At 68.3% G+C, this 15,653-nt stretch carries 18 protein-coding genes; 6 read left to right on the top strand and 12 right to left on the bottom strand.

Features of this window, described 5'->3' with window-relative positions:
- Nucleotide 1 precedes the first annotated feature (1 nt).
- The 5 genes from smpB to prfB all read right to left on the bottom strand — a co-directional run bounded on the left by smpB (nt 2) and on the right by prfB (nt 4,230).
- Nucleotides 2-478, bottom strand: a complete 477-nt coding sequence (gene smpB / locus B0B14_RS04985; RefSeq protein ID WP_076680370.1) for an SsrA-binding protein SmpB — start codon at nt 476-478, stop codon at nt 2-4.
- A gap of 40 nt (nt 479-518) precedes the next feature.
- Nucleotides 519-1,436: a permease-like cell division protein FtsX gene (gene ftsX, locus B0B14_RS04980; protein WP_076680369.1), complete on the bottom strand. Its 918-nt coding sequence runs from the start codon at nt 1,434-1,436 to the stop codon at nt 519-521.
- On the bottom strand, nt 1,433-2,515 hold the full coding sequence (ftsE, locus tag B0B14_RS04975) for a cell division ATP-binding protein FtsE (RefSeq protein ID WP_076680368.1): 1,083 nt from the start codon (nt 2,513-2,515) through the stop codon (nt 1,433-1,435). Before ftsE ends, ftsX begins: the two co-directional genes overlap by 4 nt.
- 86 nt (nt 2,516-2,601) lie before the next feature.
- Complete coding sequence (locus B0B14_RS04970) at nt 2,602-3,045, bottom strand: GNAT family N-acetyltransferase (protein WP_076680367.1); 444 nt, start codon at nt 3,043-3,045, stop codon at nt 2,602-2,604.
- A 75-nt stretch (nt 3,046-3,120) separates the two neighbouring features.
- The gene (gene prfB, locus B0B14_RS04965) at nt 3,121-4,230 is read right to left on the bottom strand and encodes a peptide chain release factor 2 (RefSeq protein ID WP_076680366.1); all 1,110 of its coding nucleotides are present in this window, start codon (nt 4,228-4,230) and stop codon (nt 3,121-3,123) included.
- Between the two features lie 122 nt (nt 4,231-4,352).
- Here prfB and B0B14_RS04960 point away from each other — a divergent pair, with 122 nt between their 5' ends.
- Nucleotides 4,353-5,573 (top strand): MFS transporter, encoded by a 1,221-nt coding sequence (locus B0B14_RS04960; protein WP_076681286.1) that lies wholly within the window; start codon nt 4,353-4,355, stop codon nt 5,571-5,573.
- A gap of 10 nt (nt 5,574-5,583) precedes the next feature.
- Here B0B14_RS04960 and B0B14_RS04955 read toward each other — a convergent pair whose 3' ends face one another.
- Genes B0B14_RS04955 through B0B14_RS04925 form a run of 7 tightly spaced genes read right to left on the bottom strand, consistent with a single transcriptional unit; the run spans nt 5,584 to nt 9,596 of the window.
- Nucleotides 5,584-6,027 carry a pilus assembly protein TadG-related protein gene (locus B0B14_RS04955; RefSeq protein ID WP_306169498.1) on the bottom strand — a complete coding sequence of 148 codons (444 nt, stop codon included), beginning with the start codon at nt 6,025-6,027 and terminating at the stop codon, nt 5,584-5,586.
- Nucleotides 6,024-6,410 carry a TadE family protein gene (locus tag B0B14_RS04950; RefSeq protein WP_256714262.1) on the bottom strand — a complete coding sequence of 129 codons (387 nt, stop codon included), beginning with the start codon at nt 6,408-6,410 and terminating at the stop codon, nt 6,024-6,026. The genes B0B14_RS04955 and B0B14_RS04950 overlap by 4 nt, the downstream gene beginning before the upstream one ends.
- A 55-nt stretch (nt 6,411-6,465) precedes the next feature.
- Entirely contained in the window at nt 6,466-6,876 is a 411-nt protein-coding gene (locus B0B14_RS04945; RefSeq protein WP_256714261.1) for a TadE/TadG family type IV pilus assembly protein, read from the bottom strand.
- A 14-nt stretch (nt 6,877-6,890) separates the two neighbouring features.
- A complete protein-coding gene (locus B0B14_RS04940; RefSeq protein ID WP_076680364.1) occupies nt 6,891-7,082 on the bottom strand; it encodes a hypothetical protein in 192 nt (63 codons plus the stop codon).
- 23 nt (nt 7,083-7,105) lie between these two features.
- A complete protein-coding gene (locus B0B14_RS04935; protein WP_076680363.1) occupies nt 7,106-8,023 on the bottom strand; it encodes a type II secretion system F family protein in 918 nt (305 codons plus the stop codon).
- Nucleotides 8,020-8,874 (bottom strand): type II secretion system F family protein, encoded by an 855-nt coding sequence (locus B0B14_RS04930; protein WP_076680362.1) that lies wholly within the window; start codon nt 8,872-8,874, stop codon nt 8,020-8,022. The genes B0B14_RS04935 and B0B14_RS04930 overlap by 4 nt, the downstream gene beginning before the upstream one ends.
- Entirely contained in the window at nt 8,871-9,596 is a 726-nt protein-coding gene (locus B0B14_RS04925; protein ID WP_076680361.1) for a TadA family conjugal transfer-associated ATPase, read from the bottom strand. The genes B0B14_RS04930 and B0B14_RS04925 overlap by 4 nt, the downstream gene beginning before the upstream one ends.
- 157 nt (nt 9,597-9,753) lie before the next feature.
- On the opposite strand from B0B14_RS04925, the gene B0B14_RS16300 reads away from it, so the two are divergent.
- The 5 genes from B0B14_RS16300 to B0B14_RS04900 are packed head-to-tail and all read left to right on the top strand — an operon-like array spanning nt 9,754 to nt 15,554.
- Nucleotides 9,754-10,455: a hypothetical protein gene (locus B0B14_RS16300; protein ID WP_143733627.1), complete on the top strand. Its 702-nt coding sequence runs from the start codon at nt 9,754-9,756 to the stop codon at nt 10,453-10,455.
- Between the two features lie 35 nt (nt 10,456-10,490).
- Nucleotides 10,491-11,705 carry an ImmA/IrrE family metallo-endopeptidase gene (locus B0B14_RS04915; protein ID WP_076680359.1) on the top strand — a complete coding sequence of 405 codons (1,215 nt, stop codon included), beginning with the start codon at nt 10,491-10,493 and terminating at the stop codon, nt 11,703-11,705.
- Complete coding sequence (locus tag B0B14_RS04910) at nt 11,702-12,889, top strand: tyrosine-type recombinase/integrase (protein ID WP_076680358.1); 1,188 nt, start codon at nt 11,702-11,704, stop codon at nt 12,887-12,889. The genes B0B14_RS04915 and B0B14_RS04910 overlap by 4 nt, the downstream gene beginning before the upstream one ends.
- On the top strand, nt 12,886-15,129 hold the full coding sequence (locus tag B0B14_RS04905; protein WP_076680357.1) for a tyrosine-type recombinase/integrase: 2,244 nt from the start codon (nt 12,886-12,888) through the stop codon (nt 15,127-15,129). The genes B0B14_RS04910 and B0B14_RS04905 overlap by 4 nt, the downstream gene beginning before the upstream one ends.
- The gene (locus B0B14_RS04900) at nt 15,126-15,554 is read left to right on the top strand and encodes a DUF6262 family protein (RefSeq protein WP_076680356.1); all 429 of its coding nucleotides are present in this window, start codon (nt 15,126-15,128) and stop codon (nt 15,552-15,554) included. Before B0B14_RS04905 ends, B0B14_RS04900 begins: the two co-directional genes overlap by 4 nt.
- The last annotated feature ends 99 nt before the right edge of the window (nt 15,555-15,653 follow it).

The following is a 15,653-nucleotide window of genomic DNA, read 5'->3' as shown; positions in this document are numbered from 1 at the left end:
CCTACTCGCCCATCCGATTGCGCGAGCGCATCGCGCGCTCCGCCTCACGGGTGTCCTGGCGCTCGCGCAGCGTCTGCCGCTTGTCGAATTCGCGCTTGCCCTTCGCGACGGCGATCTCCACCTTGGCGCGACCGTCGGAGAAGTACAGCTTCAATGGCACGAGCGTGTAGCCGCCGGCTGAGACGGCGTGCGACAGCTTGATGATCTCGTCCTTGTGGAGCAGCAGCTTGCGCGTGCGCTTCGTCGCGTGATTCGTCCAGTGGCCCTGGGAGTACTCCGGGATGTGCACGGCGTCGAGGAAGGCCTCGCCGCCGTCGATGTAGGCGTAGCCGTCGGAGAGGTTCGCGCGTCCCATGCGGAGCGACTTGACCTCGGTGCCCGTGAGAACGAGCCCGGCTTCGTACGTCTTCTCGATCGTGTACTCGTGGCGGGCGCGACGGTTGGTCGCGATGACCTTCTCCCCGCGTTCCTTGGGCATGACTGGACTCCTCGTTGTGACGGCAGCCGTTCAGTCTAGCTCACGCGCGCAGCCACCGCCGGATCGCGAACCCCGCGGAGAGCGCCGCGAGCAGTGCGCCGATGCCGACCAGAAGCGGGACCACGAGCCACGCGTCCCCCATGCCGACCCACGTCGTCACGAACGGGATGCGCCCGCGGAGGTATCCGTTCACGCCGAACTGCACGCCGGCGATCACCGCGCCGCTCGCGAGGATCGATCCGAGCAGCGCCGCGAAGACACCCTCGAGGATGAACGGGGTCTGGATGAAGCGGTTGGATGCCCCGACCAGGCGCATGATGCCGAGCTCTCGCCGGCGTGCATAGGCGGACAGCCGGATCGTGGTGGCGATGAGCAGCACGGCGGCGATCAGCATCAGCGCCGCGATACCGACCGCGATATAGGTCGCCACGGTGAGGGCGGAGAACAGAGGCTCGAGGTACTGCAGCTGATCCGCGACGTCCTCGACCCCCTGCATCCCCTTGAAGGCCTCGATGATCACCTCGGACTGCGTCTGATCCACGAGCGTGATGCGGAAGGTCTCGTTGACCTGATCCGGGGTGACGACGCTCGCGTCCTCTTCGCCGACCAGATCGAGCAGCTCCTGGTACGCCTGCTCGTTGTCGAGGAAGGTGACGCTGCGGATGAGCGGCGCCAGGGCATCGCCTTCGAGGGCGGCACGCACCCCATCGACCTGCTCCTGCGTCGCCGCACCGTCAGTGCAGGTCGTGGCCTGCGTCGAGATCGAGGTGCACATGTAGACGGCGACCTGCGCACGATCGACCCAGAAGTCGCGCATCTGACCGATCTGCATCTGCATCAGCACGGCGGCGCCGACGAACGTCAACGACACGAAGGTCACGAGCACGACCGAGATGACCATCGACGCATTGCGTCGCAGGCCCGACAGCGCCTCGGCGAGGATGAGTCCGAACCTCACGACGTCGGCCCCACTTCGTCTTCGTCGCCGCGGAGTCCGAGCCGGTCGGCGAGACCGAGGTCGGCCACATCGAGCTCGACGGCCTCCACGACGGGGATCGGGTTCGTGCGCGGGACAGGGGCCTTGGCGATCGCGGGCTCGGGCTCGGGCTCGTATGTCGGCTCCGCGTCCGCGAGGGCTTCGGCGGATTCCTCGATGGCGGCCTCCGCGGCGACGACCAGGTCTTCGTCGACGGGTGCGGCGGCCGCGGCGGCCGCGGCATCAGCCGCGTCGACGACGCTCTCGTCGACCGTGCCGGTCTCGACGAGTTCGCGGTGCACTTCGAGCACGGCGGTGAGTGCGGCGACCGCGGCGGCGCCGCGTTCGGGCTCCGGCGCGAGGCTCGGCAGTGCCGACGTGTCGCCGTAGCCGCCGTGACGCTCGTCGCGGATGATCTCGCCGTCGCGCAGCTCGATGACACGGCGCTGCATCTGGTCGACGAAGCCGGCCTCGTGGGTGGCCATCACGACGGTCGTGCCGCCGGCGTTGATCCGCGACAGCAGCTGCATGATCTCGACGGATGTCGCGGGGTCGAGGTTTCCGGTCGGCTCGTCGGCGAGGAGCACCTGCGGACGGTTGACGAGTGCACGGGCGATGGCGACACGCTGCTGCTCACCGCCGGAGAGCTCGTGCGGGAAGCGCTTCTCCTTGCCCGCCAGTCCGACGAGGGCGAGAACCTCGGGAACGGACTGCTGGATGAAGGCGCGCGACGATCCGGTGACCTGGAGAGTGAAGGCCACGTTCTGGAACACCGTCTTGGTCGGCAGGAGCCGGAAGTCCTGGAACACCGCACCGACGTGACGTCGGAAGTACGGCACTTTGCGGTTGGACAGCGTGCGCAGGTCGCGGCCGAGCACGACGACCCGCCCATCGCTGGGGACGTCTTCTCGCAGGACGAGTCGGAGGCACGACGATTTGCCGGAGCCCGACGCGCCGACGAGGAAGACGAACTCGCCGCGGAGCACCTCGAAGTCGACGTCCAGGAGAGCCGGCCTCGCGGTGCCGCGATAGCGCTTCGTGACGTTCTCGAACCGGATCATGGCTGTGCCAGCCTAGGCAGGGTCGGCGCGGTTGCCCCGAGCGACACCCGCGCGCCGCGGCATCCGCGCGACTCGGGGTGCGGAGCTCAGACGGCGAGCTCGCCCACGGTCTCGCCGAACAGCTCCCCCGTGATGCGGAATCCGACCTTCAGGTAGAACTGCTCGGGTCCGTCGGCCCCCGGCTCCCACAGCACGGTGATCTTGTCGTACCCGCGCCGGCGCGCTTCGGCGGCGATCTGCTCGACGGCGAAGCGCCCTATGCCGCGGCCCTGCGCCTCGTCGGCGACGTTCAATCGCCAGATGCCGCCGCGGAACGCCTCGATCTCGCTGTCGGGATCCCAATTGGCCATCACGAACCCCACCACCTCGTCGTCGTCGAGGATCGCGCGCGGCCACGCCGTCGGCGTGACGTATGCCTCGGCGATCGACCAGGCGACGGGGGCGACGGTGGACTTCTCCCCCGGCGCAGGCGGAAGTCGGATCACACCCGGGAGGTTGTCGGAGGAGAGTTCAGCGAGTGCGAGTGCCATGCGACGACGCTAGACCCGACGTACGACATCGCCCCACCTCGACATCCGGCCCCTGCCTGTGGGCCGAGCGGTCGCTCAGTCGTCGTCTTTGCGCTTGCGCCAGCGGATGCCCGCGGCGATGAGCCCGTCGAGGTCGCCGTCGAACACCGAGGCGGGGTTTCCGACCTCGTAGCCCGTGCGCAGGTCTTTCACGAGCTGCTGCCCGTAGAGGAAGTACGAGCGCATCTGGTCGCCCCAGCTCGCCGTGATCACACCGGCGAGCTCCTTCTTCTTCGCGGCCTCTTCTTCGCGCTGGAGCAGCATGAGGCGCGTCTGCAGCACGCGCATGGCGGCGGCGCGGTTCTGGATCTGCGACTTCTCGTTCTGCATCGACACGACGAGGCCGGTCGGGAGGTGCGTGATGCGCACGGCGGAGTCGGTCGTGTTGACCGACTGCCCTCCGGGGCCGGACGAGCGGAAGACGTCGACGCGGATGTCGCCCTCGGGCACCTCCACCTCCTGGGCCTCCTCCATCACGGGGATGACCTCGACCGCGGCGAACGACGTCTGGCGCTTGTCGGCTGAGCCGAACGGGCTGATGCGGGCGAGGCGGTGCGTACCGGCCTCGACCGACAGCGTGCCGTAGGCATACGGCGCGTCGATCTCGAACGTCGCCGACTTGATGCCCGCGCCCTCCGCGTAGGAGGTGTCCATGACCTTGACGGGGTACTTGTGACGCTCGGCCCAGCGCAGGTACATGCGCAGCAGCATCTCGGCGAAGTCGGTGGCGTCGTCGCCGCCCGCGCCGGAGCGGATCGTGACGACCGCGGAGCGCGAGTCGTACTCGCCGTCGAGGAGCGTCTGCACCTCGAGCTGTCCGACGACGTCCTCCAGCTCGGCGAGCTCCTTGCGGGCCTCGTCGGCCGACTCCTCGTCCTCCATCTCGACGGCGAGCTCGATGAGCACGTCGAGGTCGTCGAGGCGCGCCTCGAGATCGGCGATGCGCTTGAGCTCGGACTGACGGTGGCTCAGGGCGCTGGTGACCTTCTGCGCCTTCTCCACGTCATCCCAGAGGTCGGGGGCGCCGGCCTCTTCGCTGAGGCGTGCGATCTCGGCGGTGAGTGCGTCGACGTCGACCACCGCCTTGATGTCGGCGAAGGTGGAGCGCAGGGCCTGGATGTCGGCGGCGAGATCGAGTTCGAGCATGTTGTCTCCAGGGTATCGCGGATGCCGCGCCCGGCCGTGCTGTCGCGGGTCGCTCTCCGATGCGGGTCTAGCGTGGAGGAGTGAGCGACAACGCCTCCGGCATCCTGCGGCGCTTCGCGCCCATGATCTACGGGCCGACGCTGCTCTTCGCGCTCGGCGAGGGCGCCGTCATCCCGCTCATCCCGATCATCGCGATCGAGCTCGGAGCGGACGTCGCCACCTCCGCCCTCGTCGCGGCCGCGCTGGTCGTCGGCCAGCTGTGCGGCAACATCCCCGCCGGCTGGGCAGTCGCCCGCATCGGCGAGCGCCTCACGATGGCGATCGCCGGCATCCTCGCCCTCGCCGGGATCGTCGGCATGATCGTCGCCCCGCTGCTGGGCGTGTTCGCGGCATCCGTCTTCCTCATCGGACTGTGCGCGGCGGCCTTCGGCTTGGCCCGGCACTCGTTCATGACCACGCGAGTGCCGATCGCGTTCCGGGCGCGCTCGCTCTCCCTGCTGGGCGGCACGTTCCGGCTCGGCATGTTCGTCGGGCCGTTCGTGGCGGCGGCGCTCCTCGCGCTGTTCGGCGACGAGCACGCCACGATCTGGTTCTTCGGCGTGTGCCTCGTCGCCACCGTGCTGCTCGTGCTGCTCGGACCCGATCCCGAGACGCAGCTGGCGGCCGAGTCCGCCGGCGACTCGCGGGTCGCCGAAGACACCGGCGAAGCCGTGACGGGGGCGATCCCGACGAGCGAGCGCGTCGGCGTCTTCCGCACGATGTGGCGGTTCCGCGGCGTGCTCGCCCGCCTCGGACTGGCCGCGGCATCCCTCTCCGCCGTGCGCTCGGCACGTCAGGTCGTGCTGCCCCTGTGGGGAGTGTCGATCGGCCTGGACGCCTCCTCGATCGCGCTCGTGGTGGGCGTCTCGGGCGCGATCGACTTCGCTCTGTTCTATGCGAGCGGTCAGGTGATGGACCGCTTCGGCCGACTGTGGGCCGCACTTCCCGCGATGCTGCTGATGGGCGCAGGCTTCGTCGCGCTGTCGTTCACGCACGACGGCGACCAGGCCACGATGTGGTTCGCGCTCTTCGCCGCGGTGCTCGGCGTGGGCAACGGTCTCTCCAGCGGCATCCTGCTCACTCTCGGCGCCGACGTCGCCCCGCAGGACGATCCCGCTCCGTTCCTCGGGTCGTGGCGCACGCTGACGGATGCCGGGGGCGCTGTCGCGCCGCTGCTCGTCTCGGCCGTCACCGCTGCGGCCTCGTTGTCGCTGGCGACGGGGATCATCGGCGCGATCGGCCTCGCCGGCGCGCTCGCGTTCCTCCGGTTCGTTCCGCGCTACTCCCCGCACACCCGGTCGTAGGCCGGCGTCGTCAGCGGAGCGCCGTGCGGCTCGTCGCCGTGGCCTCGAGCGCGACGCCGTCGGGCACGAACAGGGTGAGGACCGGCGGGCGCCACTCCTGGGCCACCGTGACTCGTGACGACACACCGTCGGGCGTTCCCGCGTCGACGAGTACGGCGTCTCCCCCGACCTCGACGATCAGCGCCTCCGCCTGGGCACGGACGGCAGCGTCGGTGAGCACGGCGGCCGGCTCTCCGTCGACGAGACTCAGTGTGAAGCCGTCGGCACCCGCGAGCGCCGCGGAATCCGCCAACCCGTCCAGGCGCTTCTGCCCCAAGTACAGGCTCGTCCCATCCACGCAGACGAGGACCGCGATCAGGGCCAGGGCCGCGTAGCCGAGAGTCAGGGGCAGGACGCTGCCCTCGTCGCCGCCGGTCGCGGCGCGCAGTCGGTTCGCGGCGCGCAGTCGACTCACGGCGCACCCCAGAAGCGCGACACCTTCTGCGCCGAGGTGGCCTCCACCGGGATCGTGGCGAGCCGGTCGAGCCCCAGGATCGGCGGCACGAGCGGCAGAGCGACCGTGGTGCGCACCGTCACGATCACCGTGGCTCCGGCTTCGGGGCAGGGAGAGCCTGCGGGGCGGCAGTCGAGTGAGATCGCGACGGTGGAGGCATCCATCCCGTACTCCTCCACCACCGATGCCAGCACGACATCGGCGCTCCGCCGAGCATCCGCGGTGTCCGTCGCCGTGGAGACGGCGCGGGCGATGTGACGCGCCCCGGCCTCGGTGCCGAGCGCCTGCTCCTGGATGAGTCCGAGGGCCACGATGAGGTACACGAGAGGGACGAGCAGGAGCATTCCGACGAGGATGAACTCGAGAGGCGCCGAACCGCGGTCATCGGAGGACGCCGCGTCAGTCCAGCGATTCGACCGGCGCACGCGCGGTCACCTCCAGCATCCGCGACGCTCCGAGCAGCCCGAACAGCGGGAGCGGTGCGTGCACGATGACCTCGACCGACGGTTGCCCGAGCGCGAGGGTCTCGCGCGCGGAGACATCTCCGGCGTAGGCGGCCCCCACGGTCCGCGTGAGGATCTGCCGGGTGCGCTCCGCACCCTCGGCGGCACCGGTGTCGGCAAGAGCCGCGTGGAAGGCGCCTTCGACCGCGGCGTCGTGTACGACGTTCCGCACGTACACAGCGAGGCCGAACTGCAGGACGCCGAGCGTCAGGAGAGTCAGCAGAGTTCCGACGAGCACGAACTCGACCGGGCTCGCACCACTCTCGTCGGCGGCGAGCCCGTCGATCGCACGACGCAGTCGATGCACGGGGCGGATCTTGCTCAGAAGCCCGAGACGCGCGAGATCGCCTGCTCGAAGAGTCCCTGCAGCGCCGGACCGGCGAGCGCCCAGATCAACACGACCAGGCCTGCGGTCATGAGTGTCACCAGCACCCAGCCGGGGACGTCGCCTCTTTCGTCGTCGAGGGTGTCGAGCGCGGCAGCGCGCAGACGGGCGATGAGTGGACGGAACATGATTCTCCTTTGCGACCCGAGGGTCAGCCGATTCCGAGACGGAGCATGAGGATGCCGGGGAAGACCGCGAACAGGACGCTCAGCGGAAGAATGAGGAAGACGAGAGGCAGAAGCATCAGGATCTCGGCGCGGCCGGCGCGTTCGATGAGCGAGCGCTTCGCGTCTTCGCGGGCGTCGAGCGCCTGAGCGTGCAGCACGTGGGCGAGCGGCGCGCCGCGATCGATGGCAGCCACGAGCTGGTCGAGCGACCGCGTGAGCGCGGGCACGTCGAGGCGGCGCGCGACGCGCGCGAGCGACTCGGACAGCGGGGAGCCGATCCCGACGGCGAGGACAGCGCCGCGCAGCTCACCGGTCAGCTCTCCCGCGCCGACGTCGCCGACACGGCGCAGCGAGTCGAAGATGCCCTCGCCCGCCGACAGGCAGAGCGCGAGGAACTCGAGCACCGTCGGCAGCTCCTCCTCGATGCGGGCGACACGGGCGCGCGCCGCGCGCGTGAGTCGCGCGTCGCACAGGACCGCCCCGGCCACACCGCACAGGGGAGGAAGCAGCGCGACGGCTCCGCTCGCACGGCCGGTGAGCACGAGGACGACGACGACCGCCCCGCCGACCGCGATGCCGATCACCGCCCACGCGAGCTGCCGACCGCGGAACGCGGAGGCATCCCCCTCCCATCCCGCCTGACGGAGGCGGCGCTCGACCGCGTCCGAGCCGCCGAGGAGTCGGGAGATCCGCTCCTGCGCGCTTCTGAGGAGCGACGCCGCGTCGAACCCGTCGACGGATACGCCCGGGAGGCTGCCGCGCGGATCGACGACGTCGCGGAGGTACGGCGCGATCCGGCGGGCGAGGCTCGGCGCACCCCACCGCGGCGCGAGGGAGAGCAGGAGGCAGACTCCCAGGCCGAAGGCGCCACCCAGGACGACCGCGAGGGAGAGATCGGTCATCCGACCCACCGCCGCGGCTCGGGAAGACGACCGAGCCGCAGCATCAGCCGGTACGCCACGAAAGACACAGCCGCGCCGCCGAGGATGAGGACGAGCCCCTCGGGGCTCCCATACGCGCGCGCTCCCTCCGGCCGAAGGGCGAGCAGGGCGAGGATCGCCCACGGGGCGGTCACACCGAGCACAGCGGCTCCGCGGATCCACGACTGTCGCGCTTCGACCTCCGAGCGCAGCGCCGCCTCGGCGCGCACGGATGCCGACAGCGCCCGCAGCACGGGAGTCAGCTCCGTCCCGCCGACCTGACGGGCCATCCGCAGCGTCTCGACGATGCGATCGGCGACCGGATCGGCGAGCGACGCCCTGAGCCGCTCTGCGGTGGAGTCGAAATGCCCGGATGCCGCCAGATCCCGGCGGAAGCCCGCGAACGCGGCCCGCAGCGGTGCGGGTGCCGAGTCCGCGAGCGAGGCCACCGCGTCGGGGAGCGACATCCCGGCACGCACCGAGGCGATGAGCAGATCGCAGACATCCGGCCAGAGGGCGCGACGGGACCGGCGGAGGCGCGTGCGCCGCGCGCGCACCCACAAGAGCGGCGCGGCTGCTCCGGCCAACGCCGCGACGAGCACGAGTGCCGCGACCTGCGTCGCGAGCCACACGGCGGCGGCCGCGACCGCCGCGCAGACAGCCGACATCGCGACGAACGCGGCGACCGTCAGCCGACCGAGACCCGCTTCCTCGAGGATCGTCGCCGCACGCTGCTCCGCCGGCGACGGCGATGATCGCGTGCGCGGCCAGACCCACGGCGAGAGCGTCAGGAGCAGCCCTCCCGCGAGCACGGCACCCCATACGAAGGTCACGCCGCCTCCGCCCGGTAGAGCGTCTCGGCCGTGATGACGGCATCGTCCACGCCGGTGGGGCGCACGATCTCCGCGACGCGGCGACGACCGCGGGCGTCGCGTTCGCAGTGCACGACGAGGTCGACGGATGCCGCGACTGCCGGCAGCACGAAGCCCGCGTCGATGTTGCGACCGGCGAGAAGCGGGAGCGCCGCGAGCTTGCCGAGCGCTTCGCGCGCCGAGTTCGCGTGGATCGTCGCGGCTCCGGGCACGCCGGTGTTCAGAGCGAGGAGGAGGTCGAGGGCCTCGGCGTCGCGCACCTCGCCGATCACGAGCCGGTCGGGCCGCATGCGCAGCGCCTCCTTGACGAGGCGGCGCAGCGACACCTCCCCCGTCCCCTCGAGCGACGGCTGACGGCCCTGCAGGCTCACGATGTCGGGCGCGTCGACGGCGAGCTCGAATGTCTCCTCCACGGTCACGATGCGGTGCCCGGGCGGGCAGGCGGCGATGAGGGCGCTCAGCAGCGTCGTCTTTCCGGCGTGGGTGGCACCGGAGACGAGGATGCTCCGCCCCTCGCCCATACTGCGCCGCAGGAGGTCTGCCGCCGAGCCGGCGAGCGAACCGGAGTCGACCAGTCGATCGAGATCGCGGAACGCCGGGAGGAACTTCCGGACGTTGACGGCCCAGTGCCGCCGCGTGATGTCCGGGATCACGACGTGGAGTCGGCTCCCGTCGCTATATATGTATATGCCTGGTCATCAAGTGAACAAAGTACAGCGGCGTGTCGTTGATTACATGTTCTCATCGTTGGCGCTAGAGTGATCGGGACGCAAATTCGTGCTTCGATGTCATGCGGCGTGTCGGAGCATCCCGTGTGACATTCGCCATGAAACTTGTGTCATGGACCAGAATTTGACGAGCACCGAGAAGGTGCTGAGGCTTGCTCCTGAGGGCTTCAGTGCACTCGCGGGGCTTATCGACAATTCGATTCAGGACGCCGTGTACTGGCTGGGCAAGGAACGGGAGGACTTCATTGATCCATACGAAGCCCACACCCGCATCCGGGGCACCATCCTTCAGGCCGAGACCCACCGAAACCGACGCGCCTCGTCGGCGGCAGGGAAGCCCACGCCCCTCGAAGAGCTTGGCATTCGCCTCGAAGGCGGACCGTCCCTCAGCATCATCGCGAGGGTTGTTGGCGCCCCCGGCGAAATTCGGATCATGCAACGACCGCGCACGGTCGTCGAAGTCGAGATGCTCGGCCCGGAGGGCCTGTTCGAGCAGGATCATGGCCCGCTGTATCTCTTCTACACGGAGCGCAGCGGATGCCTCGGATCGCTGACTCTCGTCGAGTCGTACACGGACCGCAACGACTTCTTCCTGAAGGGGTGCGAAGCCACCGATCAGCACGAGGTGCCCCTCGGCGCGATGGTCGCACCGGGCAGCTCGACGACCACCGACGAACTCAGCGAGTTCTTCCGTCAGACGACGGGCCAGCTCACCAGCGACGTCGACACCGAACGTCCCGACGAGATCGACACCGAGTCGGAATCGAGTGTCGAGGATGACGAACTCCCCCGCGAAGGAACAACCGACAGCTAGCCGCGACCGTCTCCGGTCGCGAGGAGACGATTGAAATGACGATCACGTCAGTGTCGACAGCAGAGCAGAAGGCGAACGAGCGTGTGCGGATCTTTGGCGAACGCGTGAAAGGTGCGCGGACGATGGAGAACCGAACCAGCGGGTCGGTCGCGGAAGCGATCGGGCGCAGCGCGTCCTGGTACTCACGGATCGAGGACTCAGAGGAAGGTGTCAGCGTCGACCGCGACACTCTCCGACTACTGAGCGAGACGCTGCGCTTCGATGAGGCGCACTTCGAGACACGTGCGGGTGTCGAAGTGGATCGTGCGGCGCTCTGTTTCCGGGCGAAGAAGAGCATGACGAAGGCCCAGGTCGAGCAGGTCGCGGGATGGGCTCGAATGAGCGGAGAGCTGATCGTTGACCTGGTTGAGCGCACCACGACAGTGATTCCGCTGTCACTTCCCGATGTGACGGACAACCCCAGTCCTGAGCTAGCAGCACGCCGGTTTCGGGAGCTAAGAGGCCTGAAGCCCCACGAGCCGATCGGTGAGATGGCTCGCGAACTTGAAAAGTCCGGCATCTACATCGTCTCTGCCGAGTTTGCGAACGACGATGACCCCAAACACGACGCCGTCTCCACCTGGGTTGGCCGCCGCCACGACCACAAGTACGCACTGGTGATGCTGCGGCCCATCGACTCGTGGGAGCGAACACGCATGTCGCTCGCGCACGAGGCGGGACACCTTGTCCTGCACCGTCAACAGCAGCCCGCGGATCGTGAGGATCAAGCGTTCGACTTCGCGTCGGAGCTTCTCATGCCCCAGGACGCGATGCGTCTGGAATGGCCCGCGCGAACAACACTCGAGACTCTGCTGCCCCTGAAGTTCAAGTGGGGGGTGTCACTTGCGGCGCTCATCATGCGCGGCCACAAGCTCGGACTCATCAGCGACCTCCACCGTCGCAGCCTGTTCAAGCAGCTCTCCTCCCGCCGCTCCTACGGCACCAACGTCAGTTGGAGGACCCGTGAGCCCGGCGCGGCAGACCGTCCCGTCGAGAAGCCGATCCTCCTCGCCCGAATGCTCGAACTCGCATTCCGCGACAACATCGACATGACCACCCTCAGCCGAATGATCCACTTCTACCCCGAGCGGTACCTGCGCCCCATTGTCGAGGGGCAGGCACCCATCACTGAACGCCTCCATGCAGCCATTCCCGCAGACGCGACGAACGTGACGCCGCTTCGACCCCGAACTGCCCGAGCCCGAGGGTGACGCAGCTTCGCCGGGTCGTCACCAGCGACGGGAGAATCAGCTTCTCCGTCGTCGATGAGCTCGGTGATGCGCTGGGCTGGATCGAGGACTACCTCGTCTTCGCGACAGATCAGTTCAGTCCCAACACGGTACAGAGCTACGCGAGGTCCTTGGCCGACTGGGCGGAGGTGCTCGCTCTGCGCGGCGAAGCGTGGGACGACTTCCACAGTGAAGCGTTCGGGGACTTCCTCAACTACATTCGCTACGGCGATACGCCCGGCACCCCACGGATCGGGCCGCCACCCAAAGTGGCAGCACCCGCAACTGTGCAGGCGCGGTCGGCAGCCGTGCTCGCGTTCTACACGTGGCAGGCGGACGTCAACGGGGTGACAACGCCGTACGAACGGCTCTTCTCCGCCAAACGCCGGGCAGGCCGCAGTCCCTACAAGCCGATGTTGGAAGGCGTCGCACCTCGCTCGGACACGCGTGCCACGATCTACAAGGTCCGCTCCGGCCCACGACGACGAACCCCCGTCCTCACCCCCAACCAGGTGAACACAATCCTGGACGCCTGCTCACAGCAGGGCACCGATGGCGAGTGGTCCAACCCTCCTGCGGGCCTGCGGGACCGGCTCCTGTTCGCAACGCTCAGCGAGACAGGCATGCGAATCGGGCAGGCGCTCAGTCTGCGCCACCACGATTGGATTCTGGGACGCGGAAGCCAACCCGCGATCCGGCTCGCTGCCCGCCAAGACCATCCACACGGCGTCCGCAGCAAGAGCAGCGAGAACCTCATCTACATCAGCGACAGCCTGGAACGGCTGTACAGCGCGTACGCATGGCACCTCACCGACATGGGGATCGATGCATACGTCCCCGACTTCCCCCACCACTTCGCGTTCGTCAACCTTGCCAAACCGCCCTACTTCGCACCGATGCGATCCGAGTCGGTGCAGCAGAAGATTCGCGGCATCTCGAAAGCCCACCCCTCGCTACCGGACAAATGGTCCGCACACTGGTTCCGTCACACACACGCATCCGCACTGCTCCTGTCCGGGGTGCCCCCACACGTCGTCCAGCAGCGGCTCGGGCACGCCGACGTGCAGACCACCCTGAACACGTACGGGTGGGTGACTGCCGACGCGGAACTGCGCGCCCTCAGCGGCTGGAAGGACTTCACCGCAGGCTGGGAGACCCACCGATGACCACAGACCACGGGCCGCACCTGCACGCCGTCGCAGGCGGTCAGCCCGCCCCGTTGCCGACCACGCGATGGGATGCGCGGTGGGCCGACGTTCCCCCCGAATGGCGGGCCGCAACATACCGGTTCGATCGGACACCTTTCACTGAAGTGTTCGTCCGCAACACGAACTACCTCCGCTCCGACAAGGAATACCCCTTCACGATCCACGGACCACAGCGTCTCACGGACGAGCTGGCCTGGTGGGTGTGGGTCTGCTGGAGCGAAGGTTGGCGGAAGATCGACCCGGCGATGCTTGCCTGGTGGAAGCGCTCGATCGACGAGATCGTCGCCCGGCGCGCACAGTTCAGCAGCACCCCTGTCACGTCCCTCACCGACTTCGACCCGGACATGGTCAGCCGTCTCGCTCTCGACCTGTTCACACACCGCAAGGGGCGCGCCCCGAGCGACGGGAACCTCAGCAACCTGAACAGCATCCACGAGAGCGTCCACATGCTCCTCTCCGGACGCTGCCTGGACGTGCCGTGGTGGGACGCACCACGCTGGCACCTCCGCGTGGATGACCGCATCCCGCGTCGAGAACACGAACCCAGCGCCAACGCCATCGTGAACATCGGTGACATCCAGCCGCTCTGGCTGCGCGACGGAGTCCGCATCTGGCTGCGCGACATGCTCATCAGCGACACCTACCGATGGACGACCGTCGTCACCGCATCGCGCGAGGTCGCCGGCTATTTCGGTCGGTACTGCCATCAGCGAGGCATCGCCCACCCTGCGCTGATCAGCGACCCCGACGACGTTCGAGAGTTTGCCACCGGTTTCCTGTCCTGGCTGCGGTCGCCCGCCGCCACCGGACGCGGCACCTCCCTCGGACAGAACCAGGTCAGTTCCATCCAGAGCAAGGTGCAGAGCTTCTACGACCACATGGTCGACGAGCGAGTCCGCGTCGCGAAGGTCACGGGCGACGACCGCTGGCTGACAGTCGGAGCCGCGCACACCACCCTCTTCCCAAGAGCGCTGCGCGGCCGACGCCGCCAACCCGACACCATCGACCGCGACAAGTTCATCTCCGCCGCCGACCTGTCCCTGATGGCCTGCCACATCCCCATCCTCGGCACCCCGACGACGGAGAGCGTCACCGTCACGGTCCCTGGGACCGGCGAAAAGGAGTTCACCGGCCTCGGAGACGAAAGCGCCATGCGCGCATGGTTCATCCAGTCACTCACCGGCCGCCGCGTCTCCGAGATTCTGATGCTCGACTTCGAACCCCTAACCATGCTGTTCGGCCCCGATGAAGTCGATGCGGCGGCCGACGACGCGTTCGTCGCCCGACTCCGCTATCAACAGACCAAAGTCGACGGTGTTGACCCGTCGATCCTCGTCGAAGCCGAAGTCGTCCACCTGATCCGCGCACAACAGCAATGGGTGAGAGACCGCTACCCCGACGCCGCCAACCCGCGCTACCTGTTCCCCGCCCTCCGATTCAACCATCGCGGCACCGAACCTCGGCCGCGCTCATCCCAGCACGACGCGCTCCGACGTCTCGATGAACTTGTGCAGCTCACCGACCAGGGCGGGCACCCGCTGAAGTTCGCCACCACCCACCGCCTCCGCCACACCCGTGCCACCGAACTGCTCGCGGGCGGTGTACCCATCCACGTCGTGCAGCGCTACCTCGGACACCAGTCGCCCGAGATGACGATGCGGTACGCCAAGACCCTCGCAGAGACCGCCGAAGCGGAGTTCCTGAAGTACAAGAAGTACGGCGCCGACGCCCGCGAAATCGACCTCGCGCCGCACGAAATATATGACATGACAATGCTCGGCAACCACACCGACAGGGTCCTCCCAAACGGGGTCTGCATGCTCCCACCATCCCAAACCTGCGACAAGGGCAACGCGTGCCTCGGGTGCTCGCACTTCGCCACCGACCGCAGCAACCTTGAAGACCACCGCGCGCAGCGCACCACCACCCTCCACCTCATAGAGCAACGCAAACGTGACTACCTCGCCCGCACCGGGAACGAGCTATCCGATAGCAATGTGTGGGTCGAAGGGCGCCTCGCGGAACTGTCCAAACTCGACGCCATCATCGAACGCCTCGAACAGGAAGCCGAGACATCCGCCATCGGTGGAGCAGGGGTCGGAGGCCGCACTCGCCTCCCCATCCGTCCCATCACGGACGGCGCCCACCAGGACATGCTGGGCCGCGCCCGCACGAGCCGCGCCGGAGACGCTCAGTGACCGCTGGACGCACCGACCCGAGCATCCGCGCCCTCTCCGACGCCGCCGCCCGCAAGTCCGCTCACGCGGCCAGCAGAGGACTCGAAGCGATCAAGGAACTGGCCCGCACCCGCCAACCCATCAACCACTCCAGCGTCGCCCGACATGCGGGCCTCTCCCGCGGCTACGTCAGCCGCAACCCCACCCTGCGCGCCGAGATCGCCAAACACGCCACCACGAGACAACACATCAACCCGCGCGCCACCCAATCCCAGGACGGTGAACCAAGCATCATCGTCGCACTGCGTAACGTCATCCGAGAAACGAACGCACGCCACGACGAAGAGATCGCGGGACGATCCGCGACGATCCGCGAACTCCGCGCCACGATCCGAAAGCTCGAAGACGAGAACGCCCGGCTAAGGGGTCAACTCCGCGGGCGCTGAGGCGCAGCCGACCAACGCCCACAGCTCAGTTGGATTCTCGCGCTCCCAGGCGCACGACATCATCGGTCCCGAACCGTTAGGACGGCGAGCGACTTGTGG

It is taken from the genome of Microbacterium sp. RU33B (assembly GCF_900155915.1).
GTDB lineage: Bacteria > Actinomycetota > Actinomycetes > Actinomycetales > Microbacteriaceae > Microbacterium.
The sequence above is the reverse complement of the archived record's forward strand: the minus strand, read 5'-3'. Positions and strand labels throughout refer to the sequence as shown.

Coding starts and splice junctions, on each gene's coding strand:
- B0B14_RS04960 (WP_076681286.1), top strand. CDS start 4,353: ATGATCTACGGGCCGACGCTGCTCTTCGCGCTCGGCGAGGGCGCCGTC.
- B0B14_RS04905 (WP_076680357.1), top strand. CDS start 12,886: ATGACCACAGACCACGGGCCGCACCTGCACGCCGTCGCAGGCGGTCAG.
- B0B14_RS04970 (WP_076680367.1), bottom strand. CDS start 3,045: ATGGCACTCGCACTCGCTGAACTCTCCTCCGACAACCTCCCGGGTGTG.
- ftsE (WP_076680368.1), bottom strand. CDS start 2,515: ATGATCCGGTTCGAGAACGTCACGAAGCGCTATCGCGGCACCGCGAGG.
- B0B14_RS16300 (WP_143733627.1), top strand. CDS start 9,754: ATGGACCAGAATTTGACGAGCACCGAGAAGGTGCTGAGGCTTGCTCCT.
- B0B14_RS04935 (WP_076680363.1), bottom strand. CDS start 8,023: ATGACCGATCTCTCCCTCGCGGTCGTCCTGGGTGGCGCCTTCGGCCTG.
- smpB (WP_076680370.1), bottom strand. CDS start 478: ATGCCCAAGGAACGCGGGGAGAAGGTCATCGCGACCAACCGTCGCGCC.
- B0B14_RS04915 (WP_076680359.1), top strand. CDS start 10,491: ATGACGATCACGTCAGTGTCGACAGCAGAGCAGAAGGCGAACGAGCGT.
- B0B14_RS04950 (WP_256714262.1), bottom strand. CDS start 6,410: ATGCTCCTGCTCGTCCCTCTCGTGTACCTCATCGTGGCCCTCGGACTC.
- prfB (WP_076680366.1), bottom strand. CDS start 4,230: ATGCTCGAACTCGATCTCGCCGCCGACATCCAGGCCCTGCGCTCCACC.
- B0B14_RS04940 (WP_076680364.1), bottom strand. CDS start 7,082: ATGTTCCGTCCACTCATCGCCCGTCTGCGCGCTGCCGCGCTCGACACC.